The following is a 17,934-nucleotide window of genomic DNA, read 5'->3' as shown; positions in this document are numbered from 1 at the left end:
TTGTCGCCCTGATCGCCGCTGTCCTGCTACCATGGGCGGCTATGACCACAGCCGCCAGCTCACCGATTGTTATTGCCCACCGCGGTGCCAGCGGCTATGTGCCGGAGCACACCCTGGCCGCCAAGGCCATGGCCCATGCCATGGGCGCGGATTTCATCGAGCAGGACGTGGTATTGAGCCGCGACGGGATCCCGATTGTCCTCCACGATATCTATCTGGAGTCCACCACGGATGTAGCGGCACGCTTCCCCGACCGCGCCCGGGCGGACGGTCGCCACTACGCCATAGACTTCACCCTGGCCGAGATACGCAGCCTGCGGGTGCACGAGCGCACGGGGCCGGACGGCGCCGCCGCCTTCCCCTCCCGCTTTCCACTGGGCCCCGGGCTGCAGGGCGTCCCCACGCTGGCCGAGGAAATTGATTTCATAGCCGGGCTGGACCGCAGCCGCAACCGCCGGACCGGGCTGTATATTGAACTCAAGGGGCCCAACTTCCACCGTCTGGAGGGCCACGATATCGCCGTACGGGTGCTGGAAGTGCTGGTGGAGAGGGGCTATGACCAACGCCGGGACCAGGTCTTCCTGCAGTGCTTCGACGACGCTACCCTGCGCTATCTGCGCCATACCCTGCGCACCCCGCTGCCGCTGATCCAGTTGGTTGCCGATAACAGCTGGGGTGAAGACAGCGAGGTGGACTACGATTTCCTGCAAACGCCCGCCGGCCTGGACGCAGTCGCCGACTACGCCGATGGCATCGGTCCCTGGCTGATGCAGATCTACCGCGGCAGGCGCGCCGACGGCAGCGTCGAGCTCAGCAATCTGGTGCCATTGGCGCACGAGCGCGGATTACAGGTACATCCCTACACCTTCCGCGCCGACGCGCTGCCGACGGGTATCGACAATTTTGGAGAATTGCTGGATATTTTCTTCAACCAGGTCGGCGTCGACGGCCTGTTTACCGACTTTCCCGACCTCGCCAGGGATTTCTTGCTTCAGCACTTCGTCAACAGGACTGCATCGTGACACCCAGAGTCAACCGGCGCACCAAGATCGTAGCCACCATAGGCCCGGGCAGTGAGTCCGAGGACATGATAGCCCGGCTCATTGCGGCGGGCGTCAATGTCTTCAGGCTCAACTTCAGCCATGGCTCCGCTACCCAGCACGCCCAGGTCGCCCAGCGCATCCGCAAGCAGGCCGCCGTCGCCGGGCGCTATATCGGCATCCTGGCCGACCTGCAAGGTCCGAAAATACGCATCAGCAGCTTTCGCAACGGCTCTGTGCGGCTGGAGAACGGGGACCGGTTCCGCCTCGACCTGGGGCTGGGCGAGGGTGAAGGGGATGCCCACGGAGTAGGCCTGGACTACCGGGAGCTGACCACCAGCGTGTATCGCGGCGACACCCTGCTGCTGGATGACGGCCGGTTGCGGTTGCGGGTGGACGAGGTACAGGGCAACGCGGTGGACTGCACAGTTCTGGTCGGCGGTGTCCTCGGGTCCCGCAAGGGGATCAATCGCCTTGGGGGCGGACTCGCCGCGCCGGCGCTGACCACCAAGGATATCGCCGACATCGACAGCCTTGCCGAAGTGCGTCCGGATTTTGTCGCCGTATCCTTCGTCTCCAGCGCCGAGGACATTTTCCAGACCCGGGACCTGCTGCGCGCCCACCAGCTGGAGCCGTCCATCATCGCCAAGATTGAACGGGCGGAAGTCGTGGCGGACGATGTCACCCTGAACGGGATCATAAACGCCTCTTTCGGGATCATGGTCGCCCGTGGTGATCTCGGCGTAGAGGTGGGCGATGCGGAGCTGATCGGCCTGCAGAAGGACCTGATATCCCGGGCCCGCAAGATGGACCGGGTGGTGATTACCGCGACCCAGATGATGGAGTCGATGATCAACAGCCCCATGCCCACCCGGGCCGAAGTCTTCGACGTGGCCAATGCGGTTCTCGATGGTACCGACGCGGTCATGCTCTCGGCGGAAACCGCCGTTGGCAATTACCCCGTGGAAGTGGTCGCCGCGATGGCTGACGCGGCCCTGGGTGCGGAGCGCCACCCCGTGGCCCGCACCTCCCGCTATCGGCTAGACAAGCAGTTCGCGAGTGCCCAGGAGACGATTGCCATGTCGGCAATCTACGCCGCCAACCACTACAAGACCGTGCGCGGCATCGCCTGCCTGACCGAGTCCGGAACCACGCCGCTGCTGATGTCGCGGCTGAGCTCCGGGCTGCCCATCTTCGCCCTGAGCAACCGCAGCGAAACCCTGCAGCGCCTCTGCCTCTGTCGCGGGGTGGTACCGCTGTTCTTCGATGCCAGCGTTTTTGACCAGGATTCAGTCGACAGCTGTGCGATCGAGTTCCTCTGTGACGAGGGCCAGTTGCACAAAGGCGATGCAGTCCTGTTAACCAAAGGCGCCGTCATGGGCAGTCCGGGTTCCACCAATATCATGAAAATTCTGCCGGTGCCATGAGCACGGATACTGACAGGAGCGGACGGCTGGTAGCGGATATCGGTGGCACCAACACCCGCATTGCCCTGATCGCGGCGACAGGCAACAGGCTGCAGTACGTAGGTCGCTACCAGAACCGCGAGTTTGTCGGGCTCGATGCCGTCATTGCCCGCTGGCTGGACGAGCATCCCGACGCCCGACCCCGGCAGGCCTGTCTCGCGGTCGCCGCTCCGCCCGATGGCGACACCGCTACCATGAGCAATTGCAGCTGGTCCTTCAGCGGGCGCGAGCTGGCGGCGCGTTTTGCCTGGGATCGTGTCCGCCTGATCAACGACTTCCAGGCCAATGCCTACGCCCTGCCATGGCTGCAGCCGGAGGACTGCCACGAGATCCAGCCCGGCACCAGCGCCTACCCCCGCCTCGCCGTCCTCGGACCCGGCACGGGGCTGGGCGGGGCGGTGCTGGATACCAGTCACCGGCATCACCTGGCGGTAGCCTGCGAACCCGGACACATGGACCTGGCGCCGGGCGGAGCAGAAGAGCTGGAGCTGTGGCGGGTATTGATGCGTGAGCACGGCCGCATCTACACGGAACTGCTGCTGTCCGGGCCTGGCCTGCAACGTCTCCACCGGGCGCTGGGGCTGCTGCAAGGCCTCACCGCGGAGCCGCTGCGCAGCGAGGATATCACCGCCCGGGCTGTGGCGGGAACAGATGCACTGTGCAGGGCAACCCTGCACCAGTTTTGCGCGCTGCTGGGGGCCGCGAGTGCCGATTTCGTCCTGGCCAGCGGCGCTTTCGGCGGACTCTACCTGGCCGGAGGCATCCTGCCCACTATCCCCGCGTTCCTGCAAACAAGCGATTTCCAACGACGGTTTGCCGACCACGGGCCCATGCAAACGCATCTGGAGAGGATGCCGGTGCGGCTTGTCACCCACGCAAACCTCGGCCTGCTGGGTGCCGGGCACGCACCCCTGGCCTGAGACAGAAACACGACAACCGGCTATAAACGGGTAAAATTGCCCAAATTTTTTGTTCCTGCTGTAATCCCAGCAACTGGCGGCAGTGCTACACTTCTTGAAGCTGAGAAATCAGTGGTATTTATGCGCGTGGTCGAAGTTCCCTCAAGTTCCTCGGTACGTCGAACATAAATAGTGACTAAACCCCTGGGGCCCTGAAGGGCTTTCCATTGCTATACAGGTAACACTTATGTCTACAGAAACCGGCACCGTTAAGTGGTTTAACGAGACCAAGGGATTCGGCTTTATCGAGCGCGAAAACGGCCCCGATGTATTTGTTCACTTCAGCGCCATCAAGGGCGAAGGGTTCAAGACACTGACTGACGGTCAAAAGGTACAGTTCACTGTCACCAATGGCCAGAAAGGCCCCCAGGCCGAGAACGTAACTCCTGTCTAAGGAGCCTCGTTCGGGGAGATAAAAAAAGGAGCACCTGGTGCTCCTTTTTTTTGCCGCAACCAGAGCGGGATCAGCCGCTTTCCAGCTGCCTCTGGCGCTCGATCTCGGAGTCCATGTACTGGATCCACTGCCTGGCGTACTGCGCTGAACGCTCGTCGCGACCAGCTGCCTGGAACGCTTCCCGCGCCTTCTCGTACTGCTTGGTGTTGAAATATGCCATACCGAGCACCAGCCTCGCGGAATCCGGACGTCTTACGCCCCCGCGCTGCAGGCCCCGGGTAATCGCCCTGATGGCATCCTCATTGCGGTCGCCGTCCAGGTATATATTCCCCAGGCGCGCGTAAAGCTCACCATCTTCGGCTTTCTTTGCCGCCTCTTCCATGGCCGGAATGGCCTTGTCGACCTCCTGCGCCTGGCGCCAGGCATTACCGAGGATCTCGTAGTTGCGCGAGTTGGTCTCGATCGACTTGTTCTTGAGGCCCTTGTCCATCACCTTGGCCGCCTTGTAGGGCACCTCGGCATTCAGGTACAGGTAAGCCATCGTGACCTGCTCGGTGCCCTTGTCCAGCATGTCCTGGACATAGGCGGTCTCCATGGCCGCGAGCTGCTCGCCATCACGCTTCTGCTCACCGTACATGTGGGACAGCTGTACCCAATACTGCTTGTCCGGATAGTGCTTCAGCAGTTCCTCCAGCACCCGCACGGTATTGGTGACATCGCCTTTCTCAAAATAGAGGAAGCGAGCCAGGTTGTACCACTGTTCCTTGGGAGTCTTGTCTTCCTCCTGGTACAGGGAAATCGCCTTCTCCACATTGCTCAACGCCTTGGTGTAGTCGTTCAGCTGGTAGTAGCCCTGGGCCAGCAGGACGTAGGCTTCCTCATTGGGATTCTCGGTCAGCTTGAACCAGTCCAGCAGCGCGTTGACCCCCCGCTGCCACTGCTCCTGCACAAAGTACAGCTGGGCAATCGTATAGCGGGTATTGATCTCCATCGCCAACGGGATATCGGGCTGGCGCGCGACATTTTCATAGGCCTGCAGCGCCGCGTTATAGTCTTCACGGGTGTAGTGGATAAACGCGTACAGGTTGTAGACGTTGGCCAGCTCGTAGCTGTTCAGTTCGTTCTTGCCACCAGAGGCAAGCATCCCGTCCAGTACACGTGACGCGGTTGCCATATCTCCGGCTTCCGCGGCGGCCTGGGCCTCTGCCAGTTTTTCGTAGACGGCGTTGCGCAGTGCCGGGGTGCGGCGCGTCTCACGCTGCTCACCTTCCTGGGCCTGGGCCGCAGCAAACGTGCGCATGCCGAGTTCGGACTGGACCTGGGTGACGGCGACCTGGGCTACCGCCACCGGCAGAGCCAGGAGGGCTGCGCGCAGCCAGACACCGGAATCATGGAGTTTCATACGTACCAACCTTCCTAGTTTTCCAGCTCGTAGGTAAACAAGTTCTGCACACCCGCCACCTCGATAGGCTCGCCATCCACAACGCGGGGCCGATACTTGAATTTCTCCGCCGCCTTGATGGAGGCCGACTCAAACACGCCCGAGGGCTGGCAGTCCACCGCGCGCGGATCCCGGATCGAGCCCGTACGGGTCACCGTGTATTCCACGATGCAGTACCCCGAGATGCCGCGGGTCTGGGCCCGGCGCGGGTATACCGGAGCCACCTTTACAATCGGCAGATACTCGCCATCGCCACTGATGCCCGTCGCGCTGATCGATACATCGACGGAGGCCCGGGGCGCGGTGTTGACCACGTTCAGGTCCATGTCCATGTCCAGGTCAGGGGTAGGCAACTCTGGCGGCGGCTCTTCCGGATCTTCCACTTTCTCCGGTTTCGCCTGTTTGACGTTCACCTCGATCTCGTTCTCGGGGACCACGATGTCCGCAATTTTCCGCGCCTCGATTTCCTGCTGCTCATACTCACGGTTAATGAGGCTGTGCATCACGAAAAACAGGCCTATCGCGACGGGAACCGCTACCAGTGCTCCGACCAGTACCCTCACAAAGCTACTGCCCATTTCGATTAAACCTCGTCATCCGTTGAAATACACGGCGGCGCTGTCAGCATGGGCCGCAATTCATCAATCAGCTGTTCCACGGCAAATGCCGGTGTCTCACGATCGACCTGCACGACCACGTTGGCCTGCGGCGCCTCTTTCTTGGCCGCTTCGGCAAGGCGCATGGCGCGATCCAGGGACACCTTGTTCTTGTCGTAGTGGATCTCGCCGCGGCCATCCACCGCAAAGATTATGGTGCCGCGCTCGCAGGCCTCGGTGGTTGTCGCCTGGGGCTTCATCAACTCGACCCCGGGCTCCTTGACGAACGATGATGTCACGATGAAGAAGATCAACATGATGAACACCACATCCAGCATGGGCGTCAAGTCGATGGTGCTGTCGTTGCCGGAGGGCTTGCGCGCGCCAGCTTGTCTCATGCTCATGGCTACTGCTTCCCTTCGCTGGCCCAGTTAACCGAGGGTGCACCCGCCTCGCGGGCGGCGTCGGCGACGTCGACGACGGCACCGGCTCGTGCTCCTTTCTCGACCTTGATGGTCACGCCCTGCTCGGGATCGTTGGCCAGCAGACGCTGGATGTTGGCGCGGACCGCTCGCGTATCAACGCGACGGTTCTCCATCCAGATCTGGTTGTCGCTGCGGATCTGGACCAGGATACTGGTGGCATCACTGGGGTCTGACTTGGAACTGTCGGGCCGGTTGATCTCGACCCCGGCTTCCTTGATGAAGGAAGCCACCACGATGAAGAAAATGAGCATGATGAACACGACGTCCAACATCGGCGTCAGGTCGATTTCCGCTCCTTCATCTTCGCTATGCTTTGCAAGTCTGCGCATCTGATATGTACCTTTGGACGTTCGCTCAGTGATCGGACGTCAAGTTATCCTGAAGGAATTCCTGTTCCCGCGCGGCAATACGGCTGATATAGGTATTGGCAAACAGACCGGACAACGCAGCAACCATCCCGGCCATGGTGGGGATCGTTGAGCGCTCGACCCCGCCGGCCATCGACTTGGCATCGCCGCCACCTGTAACCGCCATCACGTTGAACACCTCGATCATCCCGGTCACCGTGCCCAGCAGACCGAGCAGCGGGCACAGGGCCACCATCGTGGTGATGATGGGCAAGTTGGCATTGATCGCTTCGCGGCTTTGGGAGAGCAGGCGCATGCGCACCTGCTTCGCGTTCCAGGACTTGCGCTCCGGGCGGGCCTCCCAGGCCTTGATGACCTCAAAGACTTCCTTGCGCCAGGTAAAAGTGAAATACCACAGGCGCTCGAATATCAGCGTCCACATCACGAAGACGAGGATGGCGATGAGCCAGAGCACATCCCCGCCCTTGTCCATAAAGGCGAGAATGGCTTCGAATATACCTCCCATGGTCGAACCCCTGTCTACTTAGCGTTGGATTCGGAGTGTTCTGCCACGATACCGGTCGCCTGCTCATTGAGCACGTGAATGATGCGCTGGGCGCGGCCATTCACGATCGTGTGCAGGAGCACCGTGGGTATCGCCACCAGCAGACCCAGAACCGTGGTCACCAGAGCGCTGGAGATACCGCCGGCCATGGCCTTTGGATCGCCCGCACCGAAAATGGTGATGGCCTGGAAGGTGATAATCATACCGGTTACGGTACCCAGCAGACCCATCAGCGGCGCGACCGCGGCAATGATCTTCAACAGGGTGAGACCGGATTCCAGCTTCGGAGTTTCGCGCATGACACCTTCGGCCATTTTCAGCTCCAGGGTCTCCGGGTCCATGCTGGGGTTGTCCTCGTGGATCTTGAGCACGCGGCCCAGCGGGTTGTTGGTGCTGGCGGTGCTGCTCTTCAGCTGACTGCTAACCTTGGTGCTGACCACAGAGAGCACAAGCAGGCGGAAGATAGCGAGGATGAAACCAAACACGCCCACTGCGGTAATCGCGTAGCCCACGTAACCGCCCTGGTGCCAGCGCTCTTCCAGCGTCGGGCTGTCGATGATGGCAGCCAGGAACGAGCCCCCGGTGGGACCGGTGGGATCGATGCCGAACTGGTGCATGCCGCTGTCGGCGTTGGCCAGTGACTCGGCCCAACCGGTGAAGCGACCGGCCGGCTGGCGGGGCAGCACACTCAGGGTGTCGTTGTTGTAGGCGAGATAGTTGCCGTCGGTGTCGATCACGTTGAACGCGCCGACCCGGACCACTTCGCGCTCGGAGCGCTCACCGGCTGCGCTGGCCACTTCGGTAGTGAACTTGACCACTTTGCCGGTCTCGGTGATTTCACGCAGCATTTCGTACCAGACGCGCTCGATCTCCTCGATCCGCGGCAGTTTGTCAGAGCTGCTCATCTTGTTGATCAGTTCGCGCAGGAAGTCGCCGCGATCGGGGTACTGCGCGGAAACCAGCGACACCTCGATGTTCGAAGCGAGGTCGCCAGAAGCGGCTGTCAGGTGGCCGAACAGCTCGGTCAGCGAACCGAGGCGCTCACGCAGCTGCTCTTGCTTGGCAGCAACCAGCAGCTCGTTCTCTTCAAACTTGTTCTCCAGGCGAGAGGATTCCTGCTCCTGCCGGGTCCGCTCAGCTTCAGCCTCCCGCAGCAGCCGGGCCTGGTCGGCCTTGGCGGCGGCGAATTCCCTTTCACGCTGGGCATTTTCACGTGCTTCGGTAGCCTGTCCCTGCTTGACCAGACCGAGCAGCTGGTCGAGAGTGGCGGCCTCCTGCGCATTGACAGCACCAGACACGGCCAGCGCACCACCCAGCACCAGGGCCGGGAAAATCTTGTTAAGCGCTTTCATTAGTTAGCCTCCGGTGCAGCTACGGGCATGTTGAGAAGATCGATGGTGGCCTGGCGCTTGGCAATGCGGACACCCTTGCGGATGTCGTTGGCATAGTCGCCAGATGGCAGCGGATCCCAGCTCTTGGTCTCGTTGTTCCAGACGCCGCTTTCGTTGCCGTCGGTGGTCTGGTAGACCAGGGACAGACGACCGATGCGCAGGAAGTCCACGTCACGAATCACGCCGTTGATTTCGATTGAGTCGCTGTAGCTGTCGAAGCCGCGACCATACTGCAGCTCGATGTTGTAGGCTTCCAGCACCTGGCGGAACTTTTCGGCAACGGTCAGATCCGAGCGATCGACGTTGCTGCGCAGGAAGGCAATACGCTCGCGACGCTCGTCTATGTTGAACGGCACATCCAGATTGACGAACTGCTCAAGGCTGTCAATCATGCGGATTACCAGTGGCGTCATCTGACGCTGGATGACCGTCACCTCGTTGATGGACTCCTCGATGTCCGCAATGCGGCGCATCTGGTTGTCTATCTGACGCTGCAGGCGCGCGTTGTAGACCTTGAGGCCATCAACCTGCTTCATCACCGCCTTGTAGTCGGTCAGCAGGTCACGGGTTTCGTCCGCCAGGCGGTCGATCTTCACCTGCGACTCACGGGCAGCCTTGTTGCGGGATTCCCCGACCTCCAGAATGGAGTCCAGGGTATTGGCTTGCACTGCTGCCGTGGCGCCCAGGAGGGTGCCAGTGGCTACCAGCGCAGCGATCAATACGTTCTTCAATCGATGCATAGTCATGGGAATTGTGCTTCCTATTTCCAACAAGAGTGATTCAGTGCTGAGACAGCGCGACTCGGTACTAGGTTCTACGATACTACGTTAATCAGTGGAAATCTGCGTGCCGGTAAACCGAGGTGAAGAATTTAAACTCAATACCCCACCATTTTCAATCAATCCTCTGCAGAGCTCCCGGCATTTTCCAGAAACGTGTAGAAAGGTTACGGGGAATGGCGAAAAAGATGGTAAAGGTAACACTTGTTGGCGTCAAGCAACTGTGAATCTAGCCCTGAGCCCGCTCGTAAACCACAACAGCGTAGGGATAAGGATTGTCGGGGCTTGCTGCGTGCTCTTCCCTGGCGATTTCCCGCCACCGGGCGAGATCTACCGGGGGAAACCAGGTATCGCCGGCAACCGCGGCGTGAACTTCAGTAACGTAAAGGCGGCTCGCCAGCGGCAGCGCCGCCTCGTAGACCTGCGCGCCACCGATCACTACCAGCTCTTGCGCGCCGCTCTCCTGCGCCAGCGCCCGCGCGCACGCCAGGGCAGACTGCAGGGAATCCGTCACCGTCACACCGGCCGCCGACCACCCGCCACTGCGGGAAACCACGATATTGGGGCGCCCGGGCAGTGGCCGGCCGATGGACTCGAAAGTCTTGCGCCCCATGATCACCGGCTTGCCCAGCGTAGTGCGCTTGAAATAACGCAGGTCTTCGGGCAGATGCCAGGGCAGGCCATTGTCGCGACCAATGACCCCGTTCGCAGCCATCGCCACCATCAGGGCGAGCCGGGCGGGCACAGCTAGACCGCCACCGGCGCAGCGATATGGGGGTGCGGGTCGTAATCGTGCAGGCGGAAGTCCTCGAACCGGTAGTCGTAGATCGAGCCCGGGCGACGCAGGATTTCCAGCCGCGGCAACGGCCGCGGCGCACGTCCCAGCTGCTCGCGTACCTGATCGAGGTGATTGCTGTAAATGTGGGAGTCGCCGGTACAGATGACGATCTCTCCCGGTTCCAGGTCGCACTGTTGCGCCAGCATCAGGGTCAGCAGGGCGAGGCTGGCGGTGTTGTAGGGCAGGCCGAGGAAGGAATCGCTGGAGCGAATCAGCAGCTGGGAGGACAGCTTCCCCTGCGCCACGTAGAACTGGTAGAGAAGGTGACAGGGAGGCAGGGCCATTCGCCCCGCGCGGACGTTGTCCTGGGGGCTCAGCTTTTCGTCTGGCAGGAACTCGACGTTCCAGCCATGAAACAGGATCCGCCGGCTGTCGGGATTGTTGCGCAGGCAATCGATCACGTAGTCAATCTGGTTGATGCTGCCGCCATCGCGGGTCGGCCAGGCGGTCCACTGGGCGCCATAGATCGGCCCCAGATCGCCCGTTTCGGTAGCCCATTCATCCCAGATGCTGACGCCGTTTTCCTTCAGCCAGCGCGTATTCGTATCGCCATTCAGAAACCAGATCAGCTCGTTGACGATGCTCTTGAGGTGCAGTTTCTTGGTGGTCAGCAGCGGAAAGCCGTCCGCCAGGTCGTGACGGAACTGGCGGCCGAACACCGACAGCGTGCCCGTGCCGGTGCGGTCTCCCTTGTGAGCGCCGTGGTCGAGTATATCCTGCAGCAGATCCAGGTACTGGCGCATATCAACGCAGCTCCTTGCCGGCTTCAACCGGGTGACGATAGGCCCACCACAGCAGGAACAGGCCCAGCACCAGCATGGGCAGGCACAGAAGCTGGCCACGGGTCAGCCAGCCGAAAGCCTGGAAGCCGATGTGAATGTCCGGCTCGCGAAAAAACTCCGCGAAGAAGCGCAGGCAACCGTAGCCCACGCAAAACACCCCGCTGGCGGCCCAGGTCGGGCGCGGCCGGGCGGTGAACCAGAGCATGACAAAAAACAGCAACAGACCCTCCAGGGCGAACTGGTACAACTGGGAGGGGTGGCGCGCGAGCTGCAAGGGATCATTGGGGAACACCATCGCCCAGGGAACATCCGCGGGACGGCCCCAGAGCTCCTGGCCGATGAAATTGCCCAGCCTGCCCAGCGCCAGCCCCATGGGGGTCAGCAGGGCGGCCAGGTCCAGCACCGAGCCCACGGCCAGCTCTCGGCTGCGGGCAAACCAGAACATGGCGATGATGACGCCGAGCAGGCCACCGTGGAACGACATCCCACCCTGCCAGACCTGCAGCAACCAGAGCGGGTTCTCCAGCAGGCGGTCGCCGCCATAGAAGATCGCGTAGCCAATCCTCCCGCCCAGCACAACGCCGAGGGCACTGAAGAAAATGAGATCGTCTATGTGCTCGCGCTGCAGCGGCACATCGGGCCGGGCACTGCGCCTGACACCGAGCCACCAGGCAAAGGCGAGCCCCGCCAGGTAGGTGAGTCCATACCAGTGCACCTGGGCCGGTCCCAGCGAAAAGGCAACGGGGTCTATATCGGGATAGGGCAGCATAGTCTCCGGTCTTGAAGCAATGTCGCGCGCAGCGGTGGCAGTGCCTGTCCGGACGGCGGCGAGTCAGGGCCGCTCATTATCCTGCACGGCGGGCCGATTCACAATTACAGCGACAACTGGCACGATGGCTCCCTGACGCGAGGAGCACTGCGACGCGATGTGTCTGATTGTATTCGCCTGGAAAGTCAGGCCTGCCTTCCCCCTGCTGCTGGCCGCCAATCGCGACGAGTTCCACCGCCGCGCGACAGCGCCCTCAGGCTTCTGGCCCGAGCACCCGGACCTGCTCGCCGGCCGGGACCTTGAGGCCGGCGGCACCTGGATGGGGGTCACCCGCCAGGGCCGATTCGCGGCGATTACCAATTACCGCGACCCCGGCCGGACCCAGCCTGCGCCGCGGTCCCGGGGCGAGTTGCCGCTGGCGTTCCTGACCGGGACCGGGAGTCCCGCTGCCTTCCTGCGGGGAGTAGAAGAGCGCGCCGGTGACTACGCCGGGTTCAACCTGCTGGTGGGCGATACCGCGGGCCTTTGGTACTTCAGCAACAGCACGGCCGAGCACCGGCCACGAGCGCTGGCGCCAGGGGTTTACGGCCTGAGCAATGCACAGCTCAACACCCCCTGGCCAAAACTGGCGAGAGCCAGGCAGCGGCTCGAACCGCTGCTCGACTCGCCCAGCCTGGACCACGAGGCGCTGCGCCGGGCAGTATCGGACCGGAGCCTGGCGGACGAAGCCGACCTGCATCCGCTGGGTTTGCGGGAAACCATGGACCGTCTGTTATCGGCCCAGTTTATCGTTTCGCAGGATTACGGCACCCGCTCGACCACCAGCTTGTGGCTGCAGCAAGGCGGGCGCGCGGGAGGTGTGACTGCGAGCTGGGAAGAGCTCAGTTTTGACCCGTGGGGCCGCGAGACCGCCCGCAACAGCGCGACTTTCAGCTGCGCCGCCGGGCCTCAATCCAGCGGCGCGTGAATGAATTGCTGCAACCCGGTCTCGGCCACCAGCCGCTGCAGGCGCTGGAGTACCTCGCTGGAGTGCTCCAGCAGCATTACTTCCTCCAGCAGATCGCAGGCATCGGCCCGGGTGATGCTGCGCAGTGTTTTCTTTACTCTCAGTAGAGCGGTCGCGTTCATCGACAGCACGTCGTAACCCATTGCCAGCAGCAGCACCGCTGCCAGCGGGTCTCCCGCCAGCTCGCCACAGATGCTGACCGGTTTACCCTCCGCTCGCCCCGCCTCGGCCACGTCGCACAGGGCCTGCAGAACCGCGGGATGAAACGAGTGGTAGAGATCCGCCACCCGTGAGTTGTTGCGATCCACCGCCAGCAGGTACTGGGTCAGGTCATTGCTGCCCACCGACAGGAAGTCCGCCCGCCGCGCCAGGGCGCGTGCCTGGTAGACCGCGGAGGGCACCTCCACCATCACCCCGATGGGCGGCAGCGGCACATCGGTACCTTCCTGCACGATCTCCCGGTGCCCCCGCTGAATCAGGCGCATCGCCTCCTCCAGCTCGACGATATTGCTGATCATGGGCAGCAGAATACGCAGGTTGCCGAGGCCGGCATTGGCCTTGATCATGGCCCGGACCTGGGCGAGGAAGATCTCCGGATGATCGAGGGTGACGCGGATGCCGCGCCAGCCCAGGAAAGGGTTGTCCTCGCTTATGGGGAAGTAGGGCAGCGCCTTGTCGCCGCCGATGTCGAGGGTGCGCATGGTGACCGGCCTGGGGGCAAATGCCTCCAGCTGCTCGCGATAGATCTGGCGCTGCTCCTCTTCACTGGGAAAGCGTTCGCGCAACAGGAACGGGACTTCCGTGCGGTACAGGCCGACACCCTCCGCGCCCTGCTCCAGCGAGCGGGTCACGTCCGCCATGAGACCGGTGTTGACCCAAAGCGGCAAGCGGTGGCCGTCCAGGGTTTCGCAGGGCAGGTCACGCAGGGACTCCAGGTCCCGGGATACCGCGTGGTCCTGGTCCACCAGGTCCTGGAACCGCGCACGCACCTCCGGCAAGGGGTTCAGGTGCACGATGCCGTTGTAGCCATCGATCACCACCTCGCGGTCCTGGAGCCGGGTATAGGGGAGGTCCACCGCGCCCATGACGGTGGGTACGCCCATCGCCCGCGCGAGAATAGCGACGTGTGAGTTGCCGGAACCGCGCACCGATATCAGCCCGGCCAGCCGCTCTCTGGGCACCTCTCCCAGGGCCGATGCCGTCAGCTCCTCGCCAACCAGAATGGTCTGCTCCGGGTAGGACTTGAGCTCTTTCTCTGCCTCATCCTGCAAGTAAGCAAGTACTCGCGTACCCAGATCCTTTACATCGACTGCGCGCTCCCGCAGGTAACTGTGCTCCATGCGCTCGAAATGGCGTATGTGTTTGATCATCACCTCGCTGAGAGCGCCCTGGGCCCACTGCCCGGCCTTGATCAGGCGGGCCACTTCGCCGCCGATAGCGGAGTCGTCGAGTATGCCCAGGTAGACATCAAACAGGGCGTGGTCTTCCGGATTCATTTCCCCGCGCAGGTTCTCGGATACCGCCTGGATATCGTTGCGCACCGCCGCCAACGCCGCCTTGAAGGCGCGTAACTCGGCGCGCCGGTTGCCGGCCTGCTTGCGGGGCACCGCGTAGAGGTCCGCGACCGGGGAGACCACCACCGCGGTGCCAATCGCGATTCCCGGCGCTCCGGCGATACCGTTGATGCGCGCCGGGCCACCGGCGCCGTTGCGCAGCTCTTCCTGCACCGCGCCGGTAACCCGGGCGTGGGCAATGACCCCCGCCAGCTGCGCCGACATGGTGACCAGAAAGGCTTCTTCGCTCTCGTCGAACCGACGCCGCTTGGCCTGCTGGATAACCAGCACCCCCAGCACGTCGCGCTGGTGGATGATGGGTACGCCGAGAAAGGCGTGGAAGGACTCCTCACCGAGTCCCTTGAGCAACTGGAAGCTGGGGTGGCTCTCGGCATCCTCCAGGTTGACCGGCTCTTCGCGACTGGCCACCAGGCCCACCAGCCCCTGCCCGGGAGCAAGGCTGGCTTCGCCAATCTGCAGCGGGTTCAGGCCTTCGGTGGCGCGGAACACGAGGCGCCCGCTGTGCTCATCGCGCATGTAGACACTGCAGACCTCCGTGCCCATCGCATCGCGGACCCGCTTGACGATGATATTCAGGGCATCATTGAGGCCTTCGGCAGCATTGACCTCCTGGACAATGTTGCGGAGTGTTTCCAGCATCATCGCCGCCATCAGGCGCGCTCCCGGGTAATGCGTGCCAGCGGTGGGGCCAGTTCCTTGAGGGCGCGGCGGTACACCTCGCGCTTGAACGCAACCACCTGGTTCAGCGGATACCAGTAGCTGACCCACTGCCAGTGGTCGAACTCGGGCTTGCTGTTGGCATCCAGGCGGACGGCGTCATCGTCGGCCCGCAGATGCAGCAGAAACCATTTCTGCTTCTGGCCAATGCAGACCGGCTGCTCCCCTTTGCGGATAAAGCGCCGGGGCAACCGATAGCGCAGCCAGCCGCGTGTCGCAGCCACCACCCGCACAGCGTCCTCGGCCAACCCGACTTCCTCTTCCAACTCGCGGTAGAGGGCCTGCTCGGCGGATTCACCGGTGTTGATCCCGCCCTGCGGAAACTGCCAGGCATCGCGGCCGCCTATGCGCCGCGCCCACAGCAACTGGCCGGCATCATTGGCCAGCATGATGCCGACGTTGGGCCTGAATCCATCCGAATCAATCACCGCAGACTACCTTTTTATCAGGCGGGCTATTGTTCCACACTTTCCCGTCGCCGTGAAATTTACTCTGGGTACTCCCCACGCTACCATAAACGGCTGCCTGGAGACGCCATGACACTTGCCATATTCGACCTCGACAACACCCTGATAGGCGGCGACAGCGACAATCTCTGGGGCCAGTTCGTCTGTGAACAGGCCCTGGTGGACAGCGCTTCCTTTGCCCGCGACAACGAACGCTTCTACCGCGATTACCAGGCCGGCACCCTGGATATCGATGCCTACCTGCGCTTCGCGCTGGGCCCGCTCAAGGGCCACTCGCCGGAAGAGCTGGCGCCCCTGCACCGGCAGTTCATGCGGGACAAGATCGAACCCATCATGCTGCCGCAGGCACTGCGGCTGATAGACAGCCACCGGCGCCAGGGGCACCGGCTGCTGGTCATCACCGCCACCAACCACTTCATCACCCGCCCCATTGTCGACGCGCTCGGCATCGCCGACCTGCTGGCCTGCGAGGCAGAAATCAGCGATGGCCGCTACACCGGGGAACCCGTTGGCGTTCCCTCGTATCACAGCGGCAAGGTTGTGCGCCTGCGGGCCTGGCTGCAACAACAGCAACTGAACCTGGCCGGGAGCTGGTTCTACAGCGACTCACACAACGACCTTCCCCTGCTGGAGCAGGTGGACTACGCCGTGGCGGTGGACCCGGATCCGACCCTGAAAGCGCGCGCCCTGGAGGCCAGCTGGCCGATCATATCCCTGCGGGGCTGAGGCGGCGCGCAAACACCGATTTCAAATACTCGGTTTCCGGGATCAGCGGGTGGACCGGGTGGTCCGGGCCCTGCCCGCCCTGCTCCAGTATCCGCAATTCGCAGTTACTGCGCCGGGCCGCGCCCTGCATGGCCGCAATGAGATCCGCCCGCGCCAGGTGCATGGAGCAGGAACCCGAAACCAGTACCCCGCCGGGGCGCAGCACACCGAGCCCCAGCTCATTGATCCGCTGGTAAGCCTTGATGCCCTTCTTGATATCCTTGCGGCGCTGGATAAACGCGGGGGGATCCAGAATCACCAGGTCGAAGCTCTCGCCCTCGCGCTGCAGGGCCTGCAGGGTTTCCGCCGCCTGGCCCTGGCGCACATGAACCCTGTCCTCGAAGCCGTTCAGCGCGGCATTGGCCAGCACACCCTCCAGCGCGGTGGCCGAGCTGTCGACGAAGTGCACCTCGCTGGCGCCGAAGGCGGCGGCCTGGATACCCCAGCCACCGATATAGCTGTAGACATCCAGTACCCGCTGGCCGGGGGCATAGCTGGCGAGCCGCGCCCGGGCCATGCGATGGTCGTAGAACCAGCCGGTTTTCTGGCCCTGAAACACCGGCACCTGGAAGGACACGCCGTTTTCCCGCAGCGGCACCGTGTCCGGCACCTCGCCATAGACTACCTCGATCCGCTCCGGCAGGTTCTGCTCGCGGCGGCTGCGGCTGTCGGCGCGCAGCAGGATACCCCGCGGCTGCAGCAGGGCCACCAGCGCCGCCACAATTTCCGCCTCGTAGCGCTCAATGCCGGCGTTGTGGAACTGCATCACCAGGTAATCGCCAAACCGGTCCAGCACCAGCCCGGGAATACCGTCGCTGTCGCCGTAGACCAGCCGGTAACAGCTGTCCGCCAGCAACGCTTCGCGGCTGGCCAGGGCGCGCGCAGCCAGGGCCTGCAACCAGGCGGCGTCGAGGACCTGGTCCCGGCCTGGAGCATATATCCGGGCGCAAATCAGTGCCTGGGGCTCCATGTAGGCCGAACCCAGCAGAGCGCCGTCAGCCTTGCGCACAGCGACCCGGTCACCGGCGCTGAAGGCCTGCAGAGGGCTGCGCTGAACATCGACTTCGTTGGAGTAGACCCAGAGATGCCCCGCCCCGATGCGGCGGTCAGCGCCGGCGCGGAGGAAGAGGTCGGCGGTCACTCGTCGGCACAGTGCTCGGTGTAGTCCTCCGCACTCAGCAGGTTTTCCAGTTCAGCAACGTCATCGGGCTGGATCCGGAAGAACCAGCCATCGTTGTAGGGGTCACCGTTGACCGTCTCGGGCTCGTCTTCCAGAGCCTCGTTGATGGCGATGACCTCGCCGCTGATGGGGGCGTAAATATCGGAAGCTGCCTTCACGGACTCTACCACGCCGGCCTCATCCCCCGCCGCCAGGCGGTCGCCAACTTCCGGGAGCTCCACGAAAACCACGTCGCCGAGCGCTTCCTGGGCGTGATCGGAGATACCAATGGTCACCGTGCCGTCTTCCTCGAGTCGCGCCCACTCGTGGCTGCTGGCGTATTTCAGTTCACTGGGGGTCTGGCTCATGGTACATCCTCTCGTTCAGAATCCGG

At 62.9% G+C, this 17,934-nt stretch carries 20 protein-coding genes; 6 read left to right on the top strand and 14 right to left on the bottom strand.

Annotated features, from left to right (window positions below; genetic code table 11):
* The first annotated feature begins 8 nt into the window (after positions 1-8).
* From glpQ to RJQ10_RS08835, 4 genes are all read left to right on the top strand, one after another.
* Positions 9-1,022: a glycerophosphodiester phosphodiesterase gene (glpQ, locus tag RJQ10_RS08850; protein WP_350145761.1), complete on the top strand. Its 1,014-nt coding sequence runs from the start codon at positions 9-11 to the stop codon at positions 1,020-1,022.
* Positions 1,019-2,467 (top strand): pyruvate kinase, encoded by a 1,449-nt coding sequence (gene pyk, locus RJQ10_RS08845; protein ID WP_350145687.1) that lies wholly within the window; start codon positions 1,019-1,021, stop codon positions 2,465-2,467. The genes glpQ and pyk overlap by 4 nt, the downstream gene beginning before the upstream one ends.
* Positions 2,464-3,426 (top strand): glucokinase, encoded by a 963-nt coding sequence (gene glk, locus RJQ10_RS08840; RefSeq protein WP_350145685.1) that lies wholly within the window; start codon positions 2,464-2,466, stop codon positions 3,424-3,426. The genes pyk and glk overlap by 4 nt, the downstream gene beginning before the upstream one ends.
* Positions 3,427-3,652: 226 nt before the next feature.
* Positions 3,653-3,859, top strand: coding sequence for a cold-shock protein (locus RJQ10_RS08835; RefSeq protein ID WP_350145683.1), 207 nt, complete (start codon positions 3,653-3,655; stop codon positions 3,857-3,859).
* 70 nt (positions 3,860-3,929) lie between these two features.
* On the opposite strand, the gene RJQ10_RS08830 is transcribed toward RJQ10_RS08835, so the two are convergent.
* The 10 genes from RJQ10_RS08830 to lgt form a co-directional block, all read right to left on the bottom strand.
* Positions 3,930-5,261 (bottom strand): tetratricopeptide repeat protein, encoded by a 1,332-nt coding sequence (locus RJQ10_RS08830; protein ID WP_350145681.1) that lies wholly within the window; start codon positions 5,259-5,261, stop codon positions 3,930-3,932.
* 14 nt (positions 5,262-5,275) lie between these two features.
* Positions 5,276-5,878 carry an energy transducer TonB gene (locus RJQ10_RS08825; protein ID WP_350145679.1) on the bottom strand — a complete coding sequence of 201 codons (603 nt, stop codon included), beginning with the start codon at positions 5,876-5,878 and terminating at the stop codon, positions 5,276-5,278.
* A gap of 5 nt (positions 5,879-5,883) precedes the next feature.
* Complete coding sequence (locus tag RJQ10_RS08820) at positions 5,884-6,300, bottom strand: ExbD/TolR family protein (protein ID WP_350145677.1); 417 nt, start codon at positions 6,298-6,300, stop codon at positions 5,884-5,886.
* 2 nt (positions 6,301-6,302) lie between these two features.
* The gene (locus RJQ10_RS08815) at positions 6,303-6,710 is read right to left on the bottom strand and encodes an ExbD/TolR family protein (protein ID WP_350145675.1); all 408 of its coding nucleotides are present in this window, start codon (positions 6,708-6,710) and stop codon (positions 6,303-6,305) included.
* Positions 6,711-6,735: 25 nt separating this feature from the next.
* Positions 6,736-7,254, bottom strand: coding sequence for a MotA/TolQ/ExbB proton channel family protein (locus RJQ10_RS08810; protein ID WP_350145673.1), 519 nt, complete (start codon positions 7,252-7,254; stop codon positions 6,736-6,738).
* A gap of 14 nt (positions 7,255-7,268) precedes the next feature.
* Complete coding sequence (locus RJQ10_RS08805; RefSeq protein WP_350145671.1) at positions 7,269-8,645, bottom strand: MotA/TolQ/ExbB proton channel family protein; 1,377 nt, start codon at positions 8,643-8,645, stop codon at positions 7,269-7,271.
* Complete coding sequence (locus tag RJQ10_RS08800; protein ID WP_350145669.1) at positions 8,645-9,430, bottom strand: DUF3450 domain-containing protein; 786 nt, start codon at positions 9,428-9,430, stop codon at positions 8,645-8,647. Before RJQ10_RS08800 ends, RJQ10_RS08805 begins: the two co-directional genes overlap by 1 nt.
* A 262-nt stretch (positions 9,431-9,692) precedes the next feature.
* Entirely contained in the window at positions 9,693-10,187 is a 495-nt protein-coding gene (locus RJQ10_RS08795; protein WP_350145759.1) for a dihydrofolate reductase, read from the bottom strand.
* A 23-nt stretch (positions 10,188-10,210) separates the two neighbouring features.
* A complete protein-coding gene (locus RJQ10_RS08790; protein ID WP_350145667.1) occupies positions 10,211-11,044 on the bottom strand; it encodes a thymidylate synthase in 834 nt (277 codons plus the stop codon).
* A gap of 1 nt (position 11,045) precedes the next feature.
* Positions 11,046-11,852 carry a prolipoprotein diacylglyceryl transferase gene (lgt, locus tag RJQ10_RS08785; RefSeq protein ID WP_350145665.1) on the bottom strand — a complete coding sequence of 269 codons (807 nt, stop codon included), beginning with the start codon at positions 11,850-11,852 and terminating at the stop codon, positions 11,046-11,048.
* Positions 11,853-12,009: 157 nt separating this feature from the next.
* Between lgt and RJQ10_RS08780 the strand changes: the two genes are divergently transcribed.
* A complete protein-coding gene (locus RJQ10_RS08780; protein WP_350145663.1) occupies positions 12,010-12,819 on the top strand; it encodes an NRDE family protein in 810 nt (269 codons plus the stop codon).
* Here the strand turns inward: RJQ10_RS08780 and ptsP are convergent.
* Positions 12,801-15,071, bottom strand: a complete 2,271-nt coding sequence (gene ptsP, locus RJQ10_RS08775; protein WP_350145757.1) for a phosphoenolpyruvate--protein phosphotransferase — start codon at positions 15,069-15,071, stop codon at positions 12,801-12,803. The genes RJQ10_RS08780 and ptsP overlap by 19 nt on opposite strands.
* Positions 15,072-15,082: 11 nt before the next feature.
* Positions 15,083-15,577: an RNA pyrophosphohydrolase gene (locus RJQ10_RS08770; RefSeq protein WP_350145661.1), complete on the bottom strand. Its 495-nt coding sequence runs from the start codon at positions 15,575-15,577 to the stop codon at positions 15,083-15,085.
* A 108-nt stretch (positions 15,578-15,685) separates the two neighbouring features.
* Between RJQ10_RS08770 and RJQ10_RS08765 the strand changes: the two genes are divergently transcribed.
* On the top strand, positions 15,686-16,342 hold the full coding sequence (locus RJQ10_RS08765) for a histidinol-phosphatase (protein WP_350145659.1): 657 nt from the start codon (positions 15,686-15,688) through the stop codon (positions 16,340-16,342).
* On the opposite strand, the gene RJQ10_RS08760 is transcribed toward RJQ10_RS08765, so the two are convergent.
* Positions 16,323-17,522, bottom strand: a complete 1,200-nt coding sequence (locus RJQ10_RS08760; protein WP_350145657.1) for a class I SAM-dependent rRNA methyltransferase — start codon at positions 17,520-17,522, stop codon at positions 16,323-16,325. The genes RJQ10_RS08765 and RJQ10_RS08760 overlap by 20 nt on opposite strands.
* The gene (gene gcvH, locus RJQ10_RS08755; protein ID WP_350145655.1) at positions 17,519-17,908 is read right to left on the bottom strand and encodes a glycine cleavage system protein GcvH; all 390 of its coding nucleotides are present in this window, start codon (positions 17,906-17,908) and stop codon (positions 17,519-17,521) included. The genes RJQ10_RS08760 and gcvH overlap by 4 nt, the downstream gene beginning before the upstream one ends.
* Positions 17,909-17,934 lie beyond the last annotated feature (26 nt).

The sequence above is a fragment of the Haliea sp. genome (assembly GCF_040222615.1).
Taxonomy (GTDB): Bacteria; Pseudomonadota; Gammaproteobacteria; order Pseudomonadales; family Halieaceae; genus Haliea.
The sequence above is the reverse complement of the archived record's forward strand: the minus strand, read 5'-3'. Positions and strand labels throughout refer to the sequence as shown.